15 protein-coding genes are annotated in these 20,587 nt (G+C 35.4%); 14 read left to right on the top strand and 1 reads right to left on the bottom strand.

What is annotated here, in order from left to right; translation table 11 throughout:
• Window positions 1-7 precede the first annotated feature (7 nt).
• The 6 genes from G7A72_RS02650 to G7A72_RS02625 all read left to right on the top strand — a co-directional run bounded on the left by G7A72_RS02650 (window position 8) and on the right by G7A72_RS02625 (window position 6,215).
• Window positions 8-355 carry a cupin domain-containing protein gene (locus G7A72_RS02650; protein ID WP_165151322.1) on the top strand — a complete coding sequence of 116 codons (348 nt, stop codon included), beginning with the start codon at window positions 8-10 and terminating at the stop codon, window positions 353-355.
• 23 nt (window positions 356-378) lie between these two features.
• Window positions 379-1,401, top strand: coding sequence for a sugar kinase (locus G7A72_RS02645; RefSeq protein WP_165151321.1), 1,023 nt, complete (start codon window positions 379-381; stop codon window positions 1,399-1,401).
• A 10-nt stretch (window positions 1,402-1,411) separates the two neighbouring features.
• Window positions 1,412-2,080 carry a bifunctional 4-hydroxy-2-oxoglutarate aldolase/2-dehydro-3-deoxy-phosphogluconate aldolase gene (locus G7A72_RS02640; protein ID WP_165151320.1) on the top strand — a complete coding sequence of 223 codons (669 nt, stop codon included), beginning with the start codon at window positions 1,412-1,414 and terminating at the stop codon, window positions 2,078-2,080.
• A 13-nt stretch (window positions 2,081-2,093) separates the two neighbouring features.
• Window positions 2,094-2,909 (top strand): SDR family oxidoreductase, encoded by an 816-nt coding sequence (locus G7A72_RS02635; protein ID WP_165151319.1) that lies wholly within the window; start codon window positions 2,094-2,096, stop codon window positions 2,907-2,909.
• A 217-nt stretch (window positions 2,910-3,126) separates the two neighbouring features.
• The gene (locus tag G7A72_RS02630) at window positions 3,127-4,569 is read left to right on the top strand and encodes a tagaturonate reductase (protein ID WP_165151318.1); all 1,443 of its coding nucleotides are present in this window, start codon (window positions 3,127-3,129) and stop codon (window positions 4,567-4,569) included.
• A 29-nt stretch (window positions 4,570-4,598) separates the two neighbouring features.
• Window positions 4,599-6,215: a UxaA family hydrolase gene (locus G7A72_RS02625; RefSeq protein WP_165151317.1), complete on the top strand. Its 1,617-nt coding sequence runs from the start codon at window positions 4,599-4,601 to the stop codon at window positions 6,213-6,215.
• Between the two features lie 63 nt (window positions 6,216-6,278).
• Here the strand turns inward: G7A72_RS02625 and G7A72_RS02620 are convergent, their stop codons facing one another.
• Window positions 6,279-7,307: a LacI family DNA-binding transcriptional regulator gene (locus G7A72_RS02620; RefSeq protein WP_113665649.1), complete on the bottom strand. Its 1,029-nt coding sequence runs from the start codon at window positions 7,305-7,307 to the stop codon at window positions 6,279-6,281.
• A gap of 320 nt (window positions 7,308-7,627) precedes the next feature.
• Between G7A72_RS02620 and G7A72_RS02615 the strand changes: the two genes are divergently transcribed.
• The 8 genes from G7A72_RS02615 to G7A72_RS02580 all read left to right on the top strand — a co-directional run bounded on the left by G7A72_RS02615 (window position 7,628) and on the right by G7A72_RS02580 (window position 20,578).
• Entirely contained in the window at window positions 7,628-9,076 is a 1,449-nt protein-coding gene (locus tag G7A72_RS02615; protein WP_165151316.1) for a glycoside hydrolase family 28 protein, read from the top strand.
• Window positions 9,077-9,114: 38 nt separating this feature from the next.
• Window positions 9,115-12,210 (top strand): TonB-dependent receptor, encoded by a 3,096-nt coding sequence (locus G7A72_RS02610; RefSeq protein WP_165151315.1) that lies wholly within the window; start codon window positions 9,115-9,117, stop codon window positions 12,208-12,210.
• A gap of 12 nt (window positions 12,211-12,222) precedes the next feature.
• On the top strand, window positions 12,223-13,848 hold the full coding sequence (locus G7A72_RS02605) for a RagB/SusD family nutrient uptake outer membrane protein (RefSeq protein ID WP_165151314.1): 1,626 nt from the start codon (window positions 12,223-12,225) through the stop codon (window positions 13,846-13,848).
• Between the two features lie 114 nt (window positions 13,849-13,962).
• A complete protein-coding gene (locus G7A72_RS02600) occupies window positions 13,963-14,910 on the top strand; it encodes an alpha/beta hydrolase (protein ID WP_241258567.1) in 948 nt (315 codons plus the stop codon).
• Window positions 14,907-15,863 carry a DUF4861 family protein gene (locus G7A72_RS02595; RefSeq protein ID WP_165151313.1) on the top strand — a complete coding sequence of 319 codons (957 nt, stop codon included), beginning with the start codon at window positions 14,907-14,909 and terminating at the stop codon, window positions 15,861-15,863. Before G7A72_RS02600 ends, G7A72_RS02595 begins: the two co-directional genes overlap by 4 nt.
• Before the next feature lie 23 nt (window positions 15,864-15,886).
• On the top strand, window positions 15,887-17,083 hold the full coding sequence (locus G7A72_RS02590; RefSeq protein WP_165151312.1) for a glycoside hydrolase family 105 protein: 1,197 nt from the start codon (window positions 15,887-15,889) through the stop codon (window positions 17,081-17,083).
• Window positions 17,084-17,127: 44 nt separating this feature from the next.
• On the top strand, window positions 17,128-19,179 hold the full coding sequence (pelA, locus tag G7A72_RS02585) for a pectate lyase (protein ID WP_165151311.1): 2,052 nt from the start codon (window positions 17,128-17,130) through the stop codon (window positions 19,177-19,179).
• 31 nt (window positions 19,180-19,210) lie between these two features.
• Window positions 19,211-20,578 (top strand): glycoside hydrolase family 28 protein, encoded by a 1,368-nt coding sequence (locus G7A72_RS02580; RefSeq protein WP_165151310.1) that lies wholly within the window; start codon window positions 19,211-19,213, stop codon window positions 20,576-20,578.
• Window positions 20,579-20,587: the final 9 nt, after the last annotated feature.

The raw sequence follows: 20,587 nt of genomic DNA, 5'->3' as shown, positions 1-20,587 counted from the left end.
GGATAGTATGACGGTATTGACAAATAGTACGCGCTTTTTTAAAGAAGAAGAAACTCAATGGGAAGTTGTGGGGGAAGGCGTGCAACGTCAAATTGTGGGATTTGATGATCGGGTCATGATGGTCAATGTGAAGTTTGAGAAAGGAGCAATTGGCCCTTTGCATAATCACCATCACACACAAATTACCCATATTGCCGCTGGTACATTTGAAGTGACTATTGAAGAGGAAACAAGAATACTAAAAAAAGGAGATTCCTTTTATATTCCTTCCAATAAAATACATGGGGTTGTTTGTTTGGAGGAAGGAATTCTAATCGATGTTTTTAGCCCTATGAGAGAAGATTTTATAAAATAGAGAACATTTAATTCAGGTATAAAATGAATAAAGTAGTCACTTTTGGCGAAATAATGTTGCGACTTTCAACAGAAAGGCATTTGCGTTTTGAGCAAGCAAAAGCATTTACTGCTTCCTATGGTGGAGGTGAATTTAATGTGGCCGTTTCTTTGGTCAATTATGGTGTAGATGCAGAATTTGTAACCAGAATTCCAGAGAATGAAATAGGTACTTGTGCGCTAAAAGAAATGCGAAAGATGAACGTTGAATCCAAAAATATCATTTTTGGAGGCGATCGTTTAGGGATTTATTATCTTGAAACGGGTGCTGGAACACGCGGCAGCAATGTAGTGTATGACCGTGCGCATAGCTCGATGGCAACCATTGAAAAAGGAGCAGTTGATTGGGAAAAAGTACTGGAAGGTGCTACCTGGTTTCATTGGAGCGGGATTACACCAGCGATTTCTGAGAGCGCTGCAGAATCCTGTTTAGAAGCCGTAAAAGTGGCGCATAAATTAGGTTTAACAATCTCATGCGATTTGAATTACAGGTCAAAATTGTGGCAATATGGCAAAACTCCCAGCGAGGTTATGCCTGAAATATTGCACTATAGCAACGTAATTCTAGGAGATATTGATACTGCTTATTTTATGTTAGGAATCCCTAAAGTGAACCCCAATTATCAGGACACAAAATCACTACCGGCTTTATATAATAAGTTATTTGAATTATGCCCAAATTTAAAAATAGCAGCTACCACATTACGTTATTCTGTGAGTGCATCGCACCAACGAATTGGAGGCATTTTATTTGACGGAAAAAGTATTTATGATGCTGCCGTAAAAGAAGTAACTCCTGTGATAGACCGTGTAGGCAGTGGTGATGCCTTCATGGGCGGATTGATTTATGGTTTGTTGGAATTTCAAAATAACAATCAAAGAGCGTTAGATTTTGCAGTTGCGGCCTGTTGTTTAAAACATACCATTGCAGGGGATTATAATTTAGTGACCTTAAAAGAAGTTGAAAACATGCTAGACGGTGATGGCGCCGGATTAGTTTCTAGATAAATACAGAAGTATGGCAAAATATTCAAGATTAGAAGTAGCAAATGTAATGGCGGAAACGGGAATGGTTCCCTTATTTTTCCATACCGATGTTGAATTGGGCAAAAAAGTGATCAAAGCCTGTTATGATGGTGGAGCACGTTTGATGGAATTCACCAGCAGAGGCGATTTTGCTTTTGAAGTTTTTGGTGCATTAAATAAATACGCATTAACTGAATTGCCGGGAATGATCTTGGGAGTTGGTTCGATAACGGATGCTGCAGCTGCTTCATTGTATATGCAATTAGGAGCAAATTTTATAGTAACTCCGGTTTTGAGAGAAGACATTGCATTGGTTTGCAACCGCCGCAAAGTATTGTGGTCACCAGGTTGCGCTTCACTTACCGAAATTGCACGCGCTGAAGAATTGGGTTGTGAAATAGTAAAATTATTCCCAGGCGATGTTTACGGACCACAATTTGTCAAAGGAATCAAAGGCCCTTGTCCATGGACGAGTATTATGCCAACCGGAGGTGTTTCAACCGATAAAGACAATCTAAAAAACTGGTTTGACGCTGGAGTAACTTGTGTAGGTATTGGTTCTCAGTTGATTTCAAATGAAGTTTTGAAAAGTGAGGATTTTGCTTCTTTAGAGGCAACTGTCAGAGCAACTTTAGCCACAATTAAAGAAATTAGAAGCTAAAAAATAAAAACAGATGGAAAATAGTTTTTCATTAAAAGGGAAAGTAATAGTGGTAACCGGCGGAACCGGAATACTCGGTGAAGCCTTTATCAATGGTATTATTCAGGCAGGAGGAGCAGTGGGAATTTTGGGCAGAAATGAGAAAATAGCCAATGAAAGAGTTCAAAATGTAATTGCCAAAGGCGGACGAGCTATCGCTCTGATCGCCGATGTAACGGATGAATTACAACTCTTAGCTGCAAAAGAAAAAATGCTTGCCGAATTTGAAAAAATTGATGGTTTGGTTAATGCGGCCGGCGGCAACCTTCCGGAAGCTGTAGTACAGCCGGAACAGGATATTTTTAAGTTAAATGTTACTGCATTGGAAGATGTAATGCGATTGAACCTGGTTGGTACTATTTTACCAACACAAGTTTTTGGGGAAGCCATAAAAAATGCAGGCTCAGGAAGTATTGTAAATATTTCATCGGTAGTGTCACAATTAGCGGTTACCAAAGTATTGGGCTACAGCCTAGCAAAATCTTCCATAGATTCTTATACGCAATGGTTTGCAGTGGAGCTAGCCAAACGATATGGCGATGCAATACGAATGAATTCAATTGCACCGGGATTTTTTCTTACGGAACAAAACAGAACGTTGTTGACGAACGCCGATGGGAGCTTAACGGATAGAGGGAATTTGGTACTTCAAAACACACCATTTAAACGTTTTGGAAATCCGGAGGAACTCGCAGGAGCCTTAGTTTGGTTGTTATGTGATGCCTCAAAATTTATTACAGGATCAAAAATTACTGTTGATGGCGGATTTACGATTTACAGTGGCGTTTAAGAAAATGCAATTTTAAATTATAAAATAAGAATGCAATAAGCGACTTAAAGAAATGCGTTTTAAAGGATTGTTCCTTATTCCTCTAATGGACTGAAATGTTAAATCGCAAAGCAGTTAAGTCGTTTATTGTGCCCTTAATTAAGCATATTTCCGGCTTAAAAAAACAAAACATTTTACTGCTAAAAAATAAGATTTTGGAGTATTAAAGATATAAAAAATGAAAAAATTAAACAGAATAAATACAGGATTAGAAAAATTACAACCCGTAAAAGTGGTACAATTTGGAGAAGGTAATTTCTTGAGAGCATTTGTAGATTACGCTTTTCAAAAACTTAATAAAGAAGTTGATTTCAATGCTGGTATCGCAATAGTTCAGCCATTGAAAGAAGGTATGATAAACATGATTAACGATCAAGATGGTTTGTACACTTTGTTTATGAATGGAATCAAAAAAGGCGAAAAAATACAGGATATTGAGTTAATTTCTAATATTGTAAAAGCTATAAATCCATATACTGATTTTGCAGATTATCTAGCGTTAGCCAGAGAAGAGGAACTTCAATTTATTGTTTCAAACACTACCGAAGCTGGAATTGAATTCATCGAAAGTGATACTCCAGATATGCAACCACCGGTTTCATTTCCTGCAAAGTTGACTGTTTTATTATATGAAAGATTCAAACATTTCAATGGAGATGCTGCTAAAGGATTGACTATAATTCCTTGTGAATTGATCGATTATAACTCAGAAACTTTAAAAAAATATATTTTGCAATATTGCGATTTATGGAAATTTGAGGCTTCATTCAAAACTTGGGCATCAGATGCTTGTACTTATCATAGTACTTTGGTGGACAGAATTGTTCCTGGATATCCAAGAGCTGAGATTGAAGAATACAATAACAAATTAGAGTATCAAGACAATTTAATTGTTGCCGCTGAACCATTTTTTCTTTGGGCTATCGAAGGCGGTGATGCTTTAAAACAAAAGCTGCCTTTTCATAAAACGAATTTGAATGTGAAGATTGTTGACGATATACGGCCTTTTAAAATGATAAAAGTTCGCATATTAAATGGTGCACATACCTCAATGGTTCCTTTTTCACTTTTGTACGGTAATAAATTAGTAATGGAAACCGTTAACGGAGATTTTACTGGGAAATTCGTAAACAGCGTTATTGGCGAAATTAGTGAAACTCTTGATATGGACAAAAATGAAATCCTTGCCTATACTGAAGAGGTAATGGATCGATTTAAAAATCCATTTATCAAACACGCATTGGCTGATATTGCTTTAAATTCAATCTCAAAATTCAAAGTAAGAGTTTTGCCTAGTCTATTAGGATATTATAATACAAACAAAAAATGGCCAACTAATTTGACTTTTTCATTAGCTTGTTTAATCCAATTCTACAAAGGAACTTGGAATGACGAAGCATTACCGGTAAAAGATTCTCCAGAGGTAGTTGAAGCATTTAAAAATGCTTGGCAATTAGGATCTTTAGATTTAGTTACGACTAAAATTTTATCTAATGACGAATTCTGGGGTGAAGATTTAACTAAAATAAACGGATTATCAAAAGCTATGATATTGGCATTGAACGAAATTGAAGCGAATGGTATTGAAAAAGGTTTTGCCAATTTCAGTCAACAATATTAATATTTTATAAACTTATCACATTTATTAAAATGCAAAAGAAATTAATAAAAGTAAATCCTTCAGATAATGTCGCGGTAGCATTGGTGAATCTTGCAGCTGCTGAAGTTATCCACTTTGAAGGTGAAAATATCACGATAATCACTGATGTGAAAATGAAACATAAAATCGCTTTAAACGATTTGAATACCGGTGATCGAATTATAATGTATGGTGTTTTAGTGGGTAAAGCAAGTGCTAAAATAGAAAAAGGAGGTCTTCTTTCTACTTTAAATGTTAAGCATGAAAGTGATAAAGTGACTGGAAAAACGGAAACTATTGGTTGGGATGTTCCGAATATTGATAAATGGAAAGATAGAACTTTCAATGGATATCACAGGGAGGACGGACAGGTAGGGACCGAGAATGTTTGGTTGTTTTTTCCGTTAGTTTTTTGTGAAAACAGAAATATCGAAATCTTAAAGGATATTTTTGAAAAAGAATTAATCAAACCGAAAGAAAACGATTATCAATTGTTACTTCGTTCGTTAGTAAGTTCTGAAAACGGTTCCACAGAAGCGGTAGGAAAATCGGCGGAAGCAGATTTATTCAAGAATATTGAAGTAAAATTCATCACGCATCAAGGTGGATGTGGTGGAATTCGTCAGGATTCACAGAGTTTGGCTAAACTTTTGGCAGGATATGTCAATAATCCCAATGTGGCTGGAGCAACGGTTTTGAGTTTGGGATGTCAAAACTTACAAATCCAAATATTCAAAGACGCTTTACATGAAATTAATCCAACAAGTACTAAGCCCGTTTTGATTTATGATCAACAACAAATTGGTACCATTGAGGCAATGTTGAGCAGTGTGGTAAAAGATACTTTTGAAGCCATCAAAGAAGCAAATAAAATAGAAAGAACACCAGCGCCATTGTCAAAATTGACGATTGGTTTAGAGTGTGGCGGTTCAGACGGGTTCTCCGGAATCTCGGCTAATCCAACTTTGGGAGTTACTTCGGATTTGCTTACAGCGCTTGGAGCAACAACAATTCTTTCAGAGTTTCCGGAATTATGTGGAGTGGAGCAGGAATTAGTAAACCGTTGTGTTGAAGACGAAGCTGGAGTACGATTTTTAGAATTGATGAAATGGTATGAAAAAACGGTTGTAGATGCCGGATCTGGATTTGACATGAACCCTTCACCAGGAAACATCAAAGACGGATTGATTACGGATGCCATGAAATCAGCAGGAGCGGCTAAAAAAGGAGGAACATCTCCAATAGTAGGCGTTTCGGATTATGGAGAATACATTTCAAAACCAGGTTTGAATTTGCTTTGTACGCCAGGAAATGATGTGGAATGTACTACTGCAATGGTTGGTTCCGGAGCCAATATGGTTTTGTTTACAACAGGTTTAGGAACACCAACAGGAAACCCAATTGCACCGGTAGTTAAAGTTTCCTCTAACTCTGAGTTAGCTACAAAAATGTCGGATATCATTGATATTGATACTGGTGGAATTATTACAGGTGAAAAAACAATTAATGAAATGGCGGATGAAATGCTGGAATTTATTATAAATGTAGCTAGTGGCGAAATTAAAACTAAAGCAGCAATCTTGAATCAGAACGATTTTATTCCGTGGAAAAGAGGCGTTTCTTTATAGAAAAAGAGGTTGTTATTATATCGAGAAAGGGTGGAGTTTAAAAAACTTCACCCTTTTTTTGTTTTAAATATTGTTTCTCGAGGATGATTTCCGAATGTGCAGAATAGGATTCAGAACAATCTTTTTTTCCATTTTAAAATCTTCCGTATTGTTCATTTGTTCCAAAAATACTTTAGCGGTCATTTTTCCCATTTCAAGAGGGGATTGATCAATTGTAGAAATGGAAAGTTCCATGAATTTTGTAAAGGGTTCGTTACCAAATCCTACTACACAAAAGTCTTCCGGAATTTGAATTCCCTGTGCTTTCAATTCTTGTATGGCGCCCAATGCGGCAAAATCACTAGCAGAAAATATAGCGTCAGGTGGGGTTTTTAATTGCAGTAATTTGTTGGTTACTGATATACCGTCTTCAATATTACTCTTTGACTGAATAACATAAGTTTCATCAAATGTTATTCCGTTGTCTAGCAATGCTTTTTGGTAGCCTTTAAATCGATTTTCGTATATTTCTAATGATTGATCTCCACATAAATGAGCTATTTTTTTACAACCTTGGTCAATCAAATGTTTTGTTGCTATGTAACCAGCTTTGAAATCATCAATTGTAATGGAACTCACACCATCAATGTTCTTTTTTCTGTCGAAAAAGATTAGTGGAACATTTTTTTCGAGAACACGATGAATGATTTTTTCATTTTTCTTTGATTCATTGGTAATAGAGATCATGATGCCATCTACTTGTGCGTCAAGAAGTGTATTGATATTCTCAATTTCTCTGCTTTCATCTTCATGTGTTTGGCATATAATTACATTGTACTTATTGGGATGTAATTCTTCCTCAATCCCTCGTATGACAGATCCAAAAAAATTGGTGTTGATGCGAGGAACGATAACGCCAATATTTCCGCTTTTTCCGCTTCGAAGCGCTAAGGCTAACCTGTTTTGTTTATAATTCATTTTAGCTGCAGTATCCATTACAAGTTTAATAGTACTTTCACTTATTTTGGGATTATTATTTAAAGCTCGAGAGACTGTAGCAGCGGATATATTGAGTTCTTTTGCAATATCGTAAATGGTTGTTTTCTCACTCATTATGAATCAATAGTTGTTATGAATTTGTAAAATTAATACTTTTTTTCCTAAATACTTATTTAATGTTATCGATTGTATAAAATCTTATTTTTTGCAAGTTTTATCTAAGAAGCTTCTAGTTATAATGTATTTTTAATACTATTTTTTTATAATAAGTGTATAAATATAGGATATTTTTTATGGTACCTACATTTTTATTGATTTTATTTTGGTTAAATGGAAATTAATATTTACGTTTGTGTAATCGATTGCATGATTTGATTTTTGAATCTAAGCACATAGAGAAAAAACTAAATTTGAAGGAATTTATATTTTACCAAATGAGAAAAAAAATATTTTTTATAATTAACAGACTTTCGTCTATTGTTCTTTTTTCATTGCTTTTTGTTTCTTGTGGAGTAAAGCAAACAAAAACAATTGTGTCTGCTGATCCTTGGAAAACGATGCAGCACATAATTGATAGCGTAAAGGTGCCTTCTTTTAGGGATAAAACATATGTAATTACTGATTTTGGTGCTCAGTCTGGAGGTGTTTTCGACAATACTCAGGCATTTAAAAAAGCAATTCAACATTGTAGTAAAAACGGTGGCGGTAAAGTTTTAGTTCCATCCGGAAAATATTTCACCGGTCCAATTCATTTAGAAGATAATGTAAACCTTCATTTGCAAGAAGGAGCAGAAATTTTGTTTAGTACAAATTCAGCTGACTATCCGATAGTACATACTTCATGGGAAGGAACGGAACTGATGAATTACTCTCCTTTAATATATGCTTACCAAAAAACTAATGTTGCGGTAACCGGAAAAGGAATATTGAACGGTCAATCCAATAATGAAAATTGGTGGTGGTGGTGTTCTAAAAAGGAATACGGTTGGAAAGAAGGGAAGCCTAATCAGAACGATCCTCTCAATCGATTGCGGCTTATTGCCATGGCTGAAGAAGGAGTGCCTGTTTCGGAACGTGTTTTTGGTGAGGGACATTATTTAAGACCAAATTTTGTAGAGTTTTTTGATTGTAAAAATGTTCTTCTAAAGGATGTGAAAATTGTGAATGCGCCATTTTGGGTTGTTCATCCTATAAAATCTTCGAATGTCATAATTGATGGAATAACGGTTGAAAGCCACGGTCCTAATAATGACGGATGTGATCCGGAATATTCTAAAAATGTAATCATAAAAAACTGCACTTTTAATACTGGAGATGACTGTATCGCTATAAAATCTGGAAGGGATGCTGATGGTAGGCGTGTTGCTATGAAAAGTGAAAATATTGTTGTGCAAAACTGTAAAATGATTGATGGTCATGGCGGGGTTGTAATTGGAAGTGAAATTTCGGGTGGAGTAAGAAATGTTTTTGTGGAGAATTGTATTATGGACAGTCCAAACCTTGACAGAGCAATTAGAATTAAAACAAACTCAAACAGAGGTGGACTCATCGAGAATGTATACGTAAGAAATTTAGAAGTCGGTCAGGTCAAAGAGGCTGTTTTGAAATTGAATATGTTTTATGAAGTCTATGGCGCTAAACCAGGGATATTTATACCTCAAATACAAAATATTTTTCTAGAAAATATAACGGTAAAAGATGGTGGAATGTATGGTATCTTGGCAAAAGGCTATAAAGAATCACCTATAAAAAATGTTACTTTAAAAAACGTAAAAATTATTAAAGTAAAAGAAGCATATTCTATCGAAAACCTAGAAGGTCTTACATTAATCGATACGTACATCAACGGGGTACTTGCGGAAAGTCCTAAAAAATTGAATTAAACTATTATCTATATACTAACTAACCAAATAATTAAATTATGAATTTCAGACATTTATTAAAAAAAGGCTCAATATGCTGCTTTGCCTTTTTCTTTTTACTGAGCCTGTTCACGGGTCAGGAAATGAAGGCTCAGCGGACTTCAACAATTAGCGGTATAATAACTGATGCCGCAGGTTTAACTTTACCCGGAGTAAATGTTATTGAAAAAGGAACTCAAAACAATGCGGTAACTGATATTGATGGAAATTTTACTTTGAAACTATCAAATGCCAAAGCTATTTTACAGATTAGTTTTATAGGCTTTGAGACACAAGAAATCAATGTTGCAGGTAAAAATAACATAAAAGTAGCACTTCTTGAGCAGTCTCAAACTTTACAGGAAGTTGTAGTTGTAGGTTATGGATCAGTTAAAAAAACTGATTTGACTGGTTCTGTTAGTACATTAGATGCTAAAACAATTACAGAAAGAAGTACTACTAACGCATTAGAAGGAATCCAAGGGAATGTTGCCGGAGTTCAAATTAATGCTTCAACGGGTCGTATTGGGGATCCTTTTACTATTTCAATTAGAGGAAAAAGTACAATGAGCGGCGAAGCTTCACCTTTATTTGTGGTTGATGGAGTGCCTACTGATGGGATTGACTTTTTAAATCCGCAAGATATTGCCCGAATTGACATTTTGAAAGATGCTTCATCTACAGCAATTTATGGATCACGTGGTACAAATGGTGTCGTGATTGTAACAACAAAAGGAGGGAGTACTGTAAAATCAAGTATGTCGGTTTCTTTTGATTCTTATATTGGAGGAAAAGAAGTGGCTCGATTACCTAGAATGATGGATGGTCAAAAATGGTGGTTGTATCATCAAGCAGCCTATTTACCAACGGCGAAAAAAGATCCTATTACCGGAACAGTTACTGCATCTATTTTAGATGCGACTGTACTTGGAACTCAAAACACATTGTTAGGAACCAGAGTAGCAAATAACGATACATTTGATTGGTATGATGCTGTATTAAAATCCGGTATTCAAAAAAATAATTATTTGTCAATTGCAGGTCGTGGTGATAATGGATTGTCTTATAATTTAGCTATAGGTGTTCAAGGTGAAACTGGAAACGTAGACAACGAATCATTAGATAAATACAGTTTTAAAGTAGGCTTGACTCATAAAGTAAATGATAAATTTACTATTGGAACTAATTTAACGCTTGCTAAAACTGAACAAGAATTAGGAAGTGCTTTAGCAATGCAAGAGGCTTTTAGATTAAGTCCGTTTTACACGCCATACGATTTAAATGGAAATTTATTTCCATTACCTGGAAAATTAACAGATGCAACAGGTGCTTTTTTGATTAATAAAACAAGTACGTACAATCCATTATTAGAAATTGCTAATAGCACTAATTCAATCAACAGATGGAATGGTGTAGGGAATTTATTTGTGGAATATAAACCAATCACTTGGCTTACCTTAAGATCATCATATGCAGTTGGATATGATCAATTTAAAAACGGAAAATCTTGGGGAGCTTTGACTAATACAGGTGTAGCTAATAGAAATTTACCTTCGGCTTCTATTTACGAAGAAGAGAATTTTAATTCTACTTTTGACAATCAGTTTACTATTAATTATGATTTGAATAAAGATCATTCCTTTACTTTATTAGGACTACAAAGTATGTATTATGATAAGACAGAAGGAGTATCTGCCAGTTCCACGGATCAGCCATTCGATCTTTCCTATAATAATTTGGGTTCAGGAAAACAATCCACTTTTTTAATGGGTTCTAGTTTTGTGAAAAGCACATTGCTTTCGTATGCTTTGCGTTTGAATTATAACTTCAAAGGGCGTTATTTATTGACCCTATCTGACAGATGGGATGGGTCTTCAAAATTCGCTGAAAATAACAAATGGGGATCATTTCCTTCGGCAGCTTTAGCTTGGAGAGTAAGTGATGAAGGTTTTATGAAAAACCAAAAAGCAGTTTCAGACTTAAAAGCCAGAATTAGTTATGGATTTACAGGTAATAATAAAGTTGCCGAATATTCAACGATAAATAAATTAGATCAACAAACGTATTATGATTTTAATAATACTACTGCAAATGGATGGTTGCAAGGTTCTCCTGCTAATAAAGAGTTAGGTTGGGAAAAAACAAGAGAATTTAATGTAGGATTAGATTTTGGATTCGTCAATAACAGAATTACAGGTAGTTTAGATGTTTATGACAGACTTTCTACAGATTTATTGTTGAAACAAAAATTAGTGGTAGAAAATGGATTCGCTACCTATACTAATAATATTGGTTCAGTAAGTAACAAAGGGGTTGAAGTACTTGTAACCACAAAAAATATCAATACTGATTTTGTAAAATGGGAAACGACTTTCATCTTTTCTGCAAACAAAAACAAAATTGAATCTATTTACGACGATGTGTCTGATGATGTAGGGAATAATTTATTTATTGGTGAATCAATCGATGCGATTTACAATTATAAATTCACTGGAATCTGGCAAGCTGATCAAAAAGCGGAAGCTGCATCTTTTGGACAAACGGAAGGACAAGCCAGAGTGGAAGACTTGAACGGAGATGGAAAAATCACCTCTGCGGATAGACAAATTTTAGGGCAGGGAAATCCAGATTGGACAGGAAGTATTTCTACGAAATTAACAGTGGGTAATTTTGATTTAGCAGCTTCAGCAATTACTAGTCAAGGTGGTTACGTATACAGTGCATTTCATGCTAACTTTACTAATACAAGTGATAGAGGTCGTCAAAAATCAGATATTAATTGGTATATTCCCGCTAATGATGCTGGTTTGCCAGCTCAAGCTTCAAACCAATATCCAATGGCTCAAAACGAAGGGACGTATTGGAATTCTAATGGTGTAGGATACTACAGAGACAACTCATTTGTGAAAATTAAAAATATTACTCTAGGGTATACTTTTGATAAAAATATCATAGAGAAATTTAAAATGAAGTATTTGCGTTTTTATGTAAATGTTCTGAACCCGTTTGTATTTACTCGTTATGACGGTTATGATCCAGAATGGGCTGCCGCAGGATTCGGTGTAGGACGTGTAGCATCGATTACTTATCAAATGGGAATGAGTATTAAATTTTAAAACAAAATCAAAATGAAAAAAATAATAGTAAGCCTGTCAATAGCTTTATTAACACTAAGTTCTTGTAGCGATTTCATAGAAGAAGATAATAGATCTAATGCAGAAACGAATGAATATCTTAAAGCATCCGGATTTGAGTCTTTAATTAATGCAAATTATGCGCAATTAAAAGATATTTATGGTGGTGAACCATGGTTATTTGTTGCAGGTACTGATTTATATTCCGAAGGGAGAAATAGAGAACCGATAGAATTGAGTCAATACACACAACTAACTCCAGCATCTCCAAATGTTGATTACTTATACAGAGAGTGTTATAAAGCTATTCAGAGAGCTAATACGGCATTGTATTATAGTACATTAACCGAAAAAACGACCACATTAACAAATCGTATCGGAGAAGTAAAATATTTAAGAGCAAATGCTTATTTCTTATTGGTGCAAACCTATGGCGGTGTAAGTTTAGATACGGAGTATCATGCTTCTCCAGTACTTTCTTTTGAAAGAAATACCGCTGAAGAAGTCTATACTTTTATTATTAAAGAATTAGAAGAATCACTTTCTTTATTACCAGCAGGTGCCTTTACAGGTCGCGTTACTAAAAGAGCTGCACAAGATTTATTAGCAAAAGTTCATTTGACAAGAGGATATGAAACTTTTGGAGCAGCCAGTGATTTTACAACTGCGGCTAAATATGCAGATGAGGCCATTGCAGGAGAAACATTAACGCTTAATTATAATGATTTATGGTTTCCGTCTACTACTGCTATAGATATTAATAAGGAAACTATATTCTCAGTTCAGTTCAGCGCTGGTTCTAATAGTTCTAATCCACAAACCACGGGTAATGGTCAAGCCAGTTATTTCAGTTCTTATTTAGGAGGTTCAGAAGTGGCTACGAAAGCACCTTACCGATCTTATACTTTATTACCAACGGATTTCGCTATAGGACTGTATGAAAAAGGAGATAAGAGATGGGAAGGAACGTTTATGACGCAAGCGTATGCGACCTATTATGATTTTTATACAAAAGCAGATAAAACAGGTTTAACAGTAGCACATTTTTATGTGCCAAAATGGATGACAGATGCTGAACTAGCAGCTTATAAATTGGCAAATCCTAAAGCAACAATACATTTATATGGTTCTTACGGTACTTCGGTTACTTTCAGTAATGATTATCAAACCATACCTGTTCGTAAATTCGATGATCCAAAAGCACCTTTTGCCACCAGCGCATCAAGTCCTAGAACAAGTACACGTGATTTTGTAGTTTCAAGATTAGCGGATACCTATTTGATTGCTGCCGAAGCTTATTTGCGCACCAATCCGACAACTGGATTGGCAAGGCTTAACGAAGTAAGAAGGAGAGCTGGTGTTATAGCTGCTACAAGTGGGCAGTTCAATATTGATTATATTTTAGATGAAAGAGCAAGAGAAATGATTGGAGAATATAACCGTTGGTTCGATTTGAAACGTACTGGAAAATTGATTGAAAGAGCTTCTTTATACAATCCAAAAATCAAAGCTTCGAACTTTGACGGAGCTAATGGAGAGAAGAAAATTTTAAGACCAATTCCACAGGAAGCATTAGATTTAAATCAAAATAAAAGTTACCCACAGAATACTGCGTACTAAATAATAAAATTAGTTTTTGGTTGAATTTTTTGAGTTTGTTAAAAAAGGGGCTTGATTGGTTTATCAAGCTCCTTTTTTCATAAGGAATACATTTAATCCGTTATTTTAAATAAAATGATAAAACCTTGCTGTCTCATTTTGATTTTATTTACAAATTTGCTTCATTCACAGATTCACTCTAATAGAGATACTTCTTATACGGTGCAAAGCACTTTTAATAAAGACAAAATCAAGTTTCCCTTTATTGAAATCGTTCAGGAACAAGAATATGAAAGTGTGAATCAGATACAGGAATTGGTTTATAAAAAAACGGAGACAAGGGAACTGCATTTAGATGCCTATTTTAAAAAAGGGAATTCATTAAAACCAGCGGTAGTATTAATTCATGGTGGCGGATGGAAATCAGGGAATAAATCACAGATGAAATTTTTAGCACAAGAAATCGCTTCAAGAGGGTATTCTTGTTTTGCTGTTGAATATAGATTATCTCCGGAAGCAGCATATCCAGCAGCAATATTTGATGTAAAAGAAGCCATTAAGTACATTAAAGAGAATGCTAAAAATTTTAATGCAGATCCAAGTAGATTTGCTGTGTTAGGTTGTTCTTCAGGCGGACAAATGGCGGCTTTGATTGGGACTACAAATGATAATCTAGAATTTGAAGATCAAAAAAGTGATTTTAACCAAAACGCAAATGTGCAAGCCATTATAGATATGGATGGTATTCTGGCTTTTAAACATCCGGAATCTCAAGAAGGGAAAGTTGCCGGTGAATGGTTAGGCGGAACTTTTGAAGAAAAATCAGATATTTGGAAGCACGCTTCGGCCTTGACACATACGGACAAAAATACTCCGCCCGTATTATTTATAAACAGTGATATGGTGCGTTTTCATGCAGGACGAGAGAATATGATTGCCATTTTGAAGCAAAATAGAATTTATAATGAAACTAAAGAATTACCAAACGCACCACATTCCTTTTGGTTTTTCCATCCCTGGTTCGAAAAAATTGTAACAGATACAACTGATTTTTTAGATAGAATTTTAAAATATAAAAGATGAAAACAGTAAAAATAATAGCTTGCTTTACGTTGCTTGGAGTATTAAATATTCAAGCCCAAAAAAAGAATGATTCAAAAACCTATGCTGAAATCTCCTTAAAGGAAGGGGGCAAATGGGAAGGTAGAAAATACATTGGTGGGACTTTCAAAAATGTTGAAAAACTCAAATTAGCTCCGGAACATACGGATCATTCGTTTGATATTCGCTATGAAGGTCCGGGTTGGGAAAGCAACAAAATTGGATACCGATTGTATCTGGACTGGAGAAATGCTATTGATATTTTTGGAAAAAAAACCGAAGCGATCATTCTTCCGCAAGTTGGTCAGGATGGTTTTGATTCCTACCACGAAATGAGCGATTGGGGTTCGGATATTTTAAAAGCTGGAAAAGGAATCGGAATTGGTTCCATCGATCGGTATTTAAATAAACAAAGAGTACACTTTTATGAAGTGGATTCGACTATTGCCAAAGTAGAAAACAAAGTGAAATCTTCCGGTGTGAAAATCAATTACTACGGATGGAAATCAGCTTCGGATAAAATTGATTTCACCTCAGAATTAACTATTAATCCTGATCAGCGTTATACTAAACACACTATTCAAGCCTCACAAGCAATTGCGGGCATTTGTACCGGAATTGTAAAACAAAAAAACACCGAAGTACTCAAAAAAGTAAGCCGAAACAAAAAATGGGCATACCTAGCTACTTATGGCGCACAGACTTTGGTGCCAGATAAATTGGGGATGGCTATTTTCTATGAAATTAAAACCATCGAATCTGAGGTGGATGCTGAATTTGATCATCTTTTAATTTTTAAACCAACAACAAAACCTACTTCTTTTTATTTTTTAGGTGCATGGGAACAAGAGGTAAACGGGATTAAAGCCAAGGAAGATTTCGTGAAATACTTAGATGAAAAATTAGCCCTATTGAATAAAAAAAGAAAAATGTAATCCTTTACTATTACAATCTTACTATGAAAAACAACATTTTAAAACCACTAATAGCAGTCCTTTTAATCGCTTTTGTTTCATTGCAAATGAACGCACAAAAGGACAAAACCATTTCAAAAAAATTAAAATGGTCGGAGCGAATGGCTTTGTCAATCATGATGCAACACAAAGAATCCTATATGATAGATGATGCCATTACCCCAAAATGGGATTATGTGCATGGTTTAGTGTTGACCTCTTTTGATGAATTGAACAAAAAGCATCCAAACCAAAAATACAGTGCGTATAGTAAAACATACGTTGATAAACTGGTTCAAGAAGATGGTACGATTGATACTTATAAATTAGAAACTTATAACATAGATATGGTTGTTGCCGGTCGCTTATTATTTGATTTGTATGCAACTACCAAAGAGGCTAAATATTTAAAAGCACTTCAAACACTACGAAAACAAATTGAAGAGCAACCTAGAACAGCCAGTGGCGGTTTTTGGCACAAGAAAATCTATCCAAACCAGATGTGGCTGGATGGCTTATACATGGGGGAACCTTTTTATGCGCAATTCACCGTAACCTTCGAAGACGGAAAGAACTTGTTTGATGTTGCCAAACAATTTGAATTGATTCAAAAAAACGCTCGAGATTCAAAGACTGGATTGTTTTATCATGGTTGGGATGAGAGCAAACAAATGCCTTGGGCAAACAAAACAACCGGAACTTCCCCTAATTTTTGGTCGCGTTCTTTGGGTTGGTATGCAATGGCTCTTGTAGATGTATTGGATTATTTTCCAAAAGACCATCCCAAGCAAAAAGAATTGGTGAGTTACTTGAATCAATTAGCGAATAATTTAGTTAAGTTTCAGGATAAATCCGGACTTTGGTATCAAGTTACAGACAAAGGTGCTGTAGGCGGAAACTATCTAGAAGCTTCAGGAACTGCAATGTTTACATATGCTTTTGCAAAAGGGGTGAACAAAGGGTATTTGCATAAGAAATTCAAAACTGCGGCTAAAAAAGCATTTTCAGGTATGACAAAGCACTTAATTAAGGTTGGTCAAAATGGTGAAGTTACTATTACACAAGCATGCGCCGTAGCAGGTTTAGGAGGTAATCCATATCGTGATGGCTCTTTTGAATATTATGTAAACGAAAGAAAAAAAGACAACGACCCAAAAGCTACCGGACCTTTTATTTTAGCGGCTTTAGAGTTGAATAAATAAACTTGAATTTTTAAAGTGCAATTGTTTTCCTAATAGTTTAAAAAATGAGTTGTTTTCAAAAAATAATAATTGCGTTCGTATTTGTTTGCACTGCAGGTTCAGGTCTTCAATCACAAATATTGAATAAAAACTGGAAAGATATTGTTGCCATAGATGACAAAGCTTGGTTCAGTTCCACGGAAGCGCGAGAGATTGCCGAAAATGTGTTGCTTTACCAACGCAACATTGGCGGATGGCCAAAAAACATTCAAATGCAGAAAATACTTTCAGAGGAAGAAAAACAAAATCTGGAAGCGCTTAAAACGGATCCGATGGATTCGACTACTGATAATGGTGCGACTTGCATGGAAATGCTTTTTTTGTCTAAAATATATGCACAAGTTCCCAATGAAAAATATAAAAAAGCATTCTTAAATGGTTTGGATTACTTGCTGGCCGCTCAATATGAAAATGGCGGATGGCCACAGTTTTGTCCGTTAAAAAAAGGATATTATTCGCACATTACGTTTAATGATGATTCGATGGTGAATATTTTGGAAATTTTAAAAAATCTAATAGACGGAACGGATTATTATTCCATAAAACCATCGCAAGAAACGCTTTTGAGACTACAGAAAGCTTTTGATAAAGGAATTGATTGTATTCTAAAAACGCAATACAAACAAAACGGACAGTTAACGTCTTGGTGCGCCCAGCATGATGAGTTTACCTTGCTTCCTGCTAAAGCTAGGGCTTACGAATTACCATCATTAAGCGGAAAAGAATCGGCTAAAATAGTACTGCTTTTGATGGCTATTGAAAATCCATCCAAGGAAATAATTACTGCGATAAATAGCGCAGTGGTTTGGTTCGAAAAAACAAAAATAACAGGAATTAAAGAAGAGCGTCAGAGGGTTGGGAATACTAAAGTCTTCGATAAAGTGATGGTGAAAGATCTAAATGCAGCTCCTTTATGGGCTCGTTTTATGGAATTGGATAGTAATACTCCTTTTTTCTGTGATCGCGATGGTGTCAAAAAAGGAGCTTTAGCGGAAATTGGTTCAGAGCGCAGGAATGGTTATGCGTGGTACACCAATGAACCAAAGGAGGTTTTGAAAAAGTATCCGCTTTGGAAAAAAACACACATGGTTTCGCTTGACAAATCGAGTATAAAAAACACTAAATCTTCAAAAAACGAATGGTACAGTGTCGTTGCAAAAGATGGAAGCGGTGATTACAGTTCAATTCAAGAAGCGATAAACGATTCGAATTCATTTCCGTATCAAAGGAAAACTATTTTTATAAAAAACGGAATTTACTACGAGAAAGTAAAAATTCACGAGTGGAATACTAACATTTCTTTGATTGGAGAAAGTAAAGAGCAGACGATAATTGCCTACGATGATTATTTCAACAAGATTAATTTAGGCAAAAACAGTACTTTTTATACCTACACGATGTTAGTGGAAGGGGAAGGTTTTGTGGCTCAAAATTTAACCATACAAAATTCCTCCGGTGAAGTGGGGCAGGCGGTAGCTTTGACTTTAAATGCCAACAAAGTCTTGATTTCGAATTGTATTATTTTAGGCAATCAGGATACTTTGTACGCAACAGGAAATGGAAACAAACAGTATGTGAAAGACTGTTATATCGAAGGAACCACGGATTTTATTTTTGGAAAAGCAACTGTTTTATTTGAAAATTGCACTTTGCATAGCTTGAAAGATTCCTATATAACGGCAGCTGCTACTCCAGAAGACGTTGCTTATGGGTTTGTTTTTAAAAACTGTAAATTGATTGCTGCTCCAGAAGTTACGGCTGTTTATCTCGGACGCCCTTGGCGCATTCATGCTAAAACAGTTTTTTTAAATTGTGAAATGGGAAAACACATCAAACCGGAAGGATGGCACAACTGGTCCAAACCAGAAGCTGAAAAAACGGTACTTTATGCCGAATACAATTGCACTGGTGATGGATTTCTTCCCAAGAGCAGAGTGACTTGGTCGCATCAATTACGGAAATCAGAAGCGAAGAAATATACGCTAGAAAACTGTTTGGGTTCGGATTTTTCCAATGCGATAAAAGCAGGTTTGTTGGAATCAAAAATAAAGTATTAAACAACTTTTTTTCAAATCAAGATTAAAAATCATGAAATATAAACTTCTCCTTTTATTGCTGGTTTCGTTAAATTGTTTTGCCCAAAACAACAGTTTTCCATCGGACAGCGTTGATTTAATCCTAAAGCGGATTCAATTGCCTCAAATCCCATCCTTTAAAATTGTAGTTACTGAATTAGGAGCAAAAGGAGATTCCATTAGTGATGCGAAACCCGCTTTTGATAAAGCGATGGCACTTTGCAAAAAGAATAATGGAGGTACAATCGTAGTTCCTAAAGGCGTTTATACGCTAAACGGACCCATTCACTTTGTGAGTAATGTGAAGCTTTTAATTGAAAAAGACGCTAAAATCCGCTTCAGTGATAATCCTAAACATTATTTACCACTGGTACTCACGAGCTGGGAAGGAACTATGATTTACAATTACAGTCCGCTTATTTATGCCTACGGCTGTACTGATATTGCTATAACTGGAGAAGGAACCATTGATGGAGAAGGAAGTAAAGTCTGGCATAGTTTTAAGGCAAAAGAAGGAGCCGACAAACTATTAACCCGAGAAATGAATCATAAAAATGTGCCTTTGAAAGACCGAAAATTTGGACCGGAACATTTTCTGAGACCGCAATTAATTCAGTTTTTTAATTGCAAAAATATTTTGGTAGAGAATTTGAAAATTGAGGATTCCCCTTTTTGGTGTCTTCATTTATTGAAATCGCAAAGTATTACCGTCAGAGGATTAAGATACAAAGCTTTTAACACTAATAATGACGGAATTGATCCGGAATATGCCAAAGATGTTTTAATCGAAAATATTGATTTTGATAATGCGGATGATAATATTGCCATTAAAGCAGGTAGAGATCATGAAGGCAGAGCAAACAGCGAAACCCCGAGTGAAAACATCGTGATTCGCAATTGCAATTTCAAAGGATTGCACGGAGTGGTTATGGGCAGTGAAATGTCAGCGGGCATCCGAAACGTTTTTATTGATAATTGCAAGACTGTTGGGTATTTGAAACGGGGAGTTTATTTTAAAACCAATGCCGACAGAGGTGGCTTTATCAAAAATATTTATGTCAGAAAAATTCAATTGGATGAGGTTGAGGATTGTATTTATATCACTGCGAATTATATGGGGGAAGGCTCAGGTGATTTCCCATCGGATGTATCCGATATTTTCTTGTCCAATATTTTTTGTAAAAAGGCTAAAGAAACCGCGATTATTATTCAGGGATTTGCCCAAAAGAAAGTACGAAACATACATTTGGACACCATTGAAGTACAATCCGCAAAAAACGGAATGACGATTCTGAACACGGAAAATGTAACCATGAATGATGTTATAGTTGGTCAAAAGGCTACAATTCCCACTTCAGCAAGTAAGTCCGTTAAACATTAAACAGAAGAT

It is taken from the genome of Flavobacterium sp. Sr18 (assembly GCF_011064265.1).
GTDB lineage: Bacteria > Bacteroidota > Bacteroidia > Flavobacteriales > Flavobacteriaceae > Flavobacterium > Flavobacterium petrolei.
This window is presented reverse-complemented; position numbering and strand designations above follow the sequence as displayed.

Bases quoted from the DNA above. Each gene is read 5' to 3' on its own strand.
- G7A72_RS02600 (WP_241258567.1), top strand. From the start codon at position 13,963: ATGATAAAACCTTGCTGTCTCATTTTGATTTTATTTACAAATTTGCTT.
- G7A72_RS02620 (WP_113665649.1), bottom strand. From the start codon at position 7,307: ATGAGTGAGAAAACAACCATTTACGATATTGCAAAAGAACTCAATATA.
- G7A72_RS02615 (WP_165151316.1), top strand. From the start codon at position 7,628: ATGAGAAAAAAAATATTTTTTATAATTAACAGACTTTCGTCTATTGTT.
- G7A72_RS02640 (WP_165151320.1), top strand. From the start codon at position 1,412: ATGGCAAAATATTCAAGATTAGAAGTAGCAAATGTAATGGCGGAAACG.
- G7A72_RS02630 (WP_165151318.1), top strand. From the start codon at position 3,127: ATGAAAAAATTAAACAGAATAAATACAGGATTAGAAAAATTACAACCC.
- G7A72_RS02645 (WP_165151321.1), top strand. From the start codon at position 379: ATGAATAAAGTAGTCACTTTTGGCGAAATAATGTTGCGACTTTCAACA.
- G7A72_RS02650 (WP_165151322.1), top strand. From the start codon at position 8: ATGACGGTATTGACAAATAGTACGCGCTTTTTTAAAGAAGAAGAAACT.
- G7A72_RS02625 (WP_165151317.1), top strand. From the start codon at position 4,599: ATGCAAAAGAAATTAATAAAAGTAAATCCTTCAGATAATGTCGCGGTA.
- G7A72_RS02590 (WP_165151312.1), top strand. From the start codon at position 15,887: ATGAAAAACAACATTTTAAAACCACTAATAGCAGTCCTTTTAATCGCT.
- G7A72_RS02610 (WP_165151315.1), top strand. From the start codon at position 9,115: ATGAATTTCAGACATTTATTAAAAAAAGGCTCAATATGCTGCTTTGCC.
- G7A72_RS02605 (WP_165151314.1), top strand. From the start codon at position 12,223: ATGAAAAAAATAATAGTAAGCCTGTCAATAGCTTTATTAACACTAAGT.
- G7A72_RS02595 (WP_165151313.1), top strand. From the start codon at position 14,907: ATGAAAACAGTAAAAATAATAGCTTGCTTTACGTTGCTTGGAGTATTA.
- G7A72_RS02635 (WP_165151319.1), top strand. From the start codon at position 2,094: ATGGAAAATAGTTTTTCATTAAAAGGGAAAGTAATAGTGGTAACCGGC.
- pelA (WP_165151311.1), top strand. From the start codon at position 17,128: ATGAGTTGTTTTCAAAAAATAATAATTGCGTTCGTATTTGTTTGCACT.
- G7A72_RS02580 (WP_165151310.1), top strand. From the start codon at position 19,211: ATGAAATATAAACTTCTCCTTTTATTGCTGGTTTCGTTAAATTGTTTT.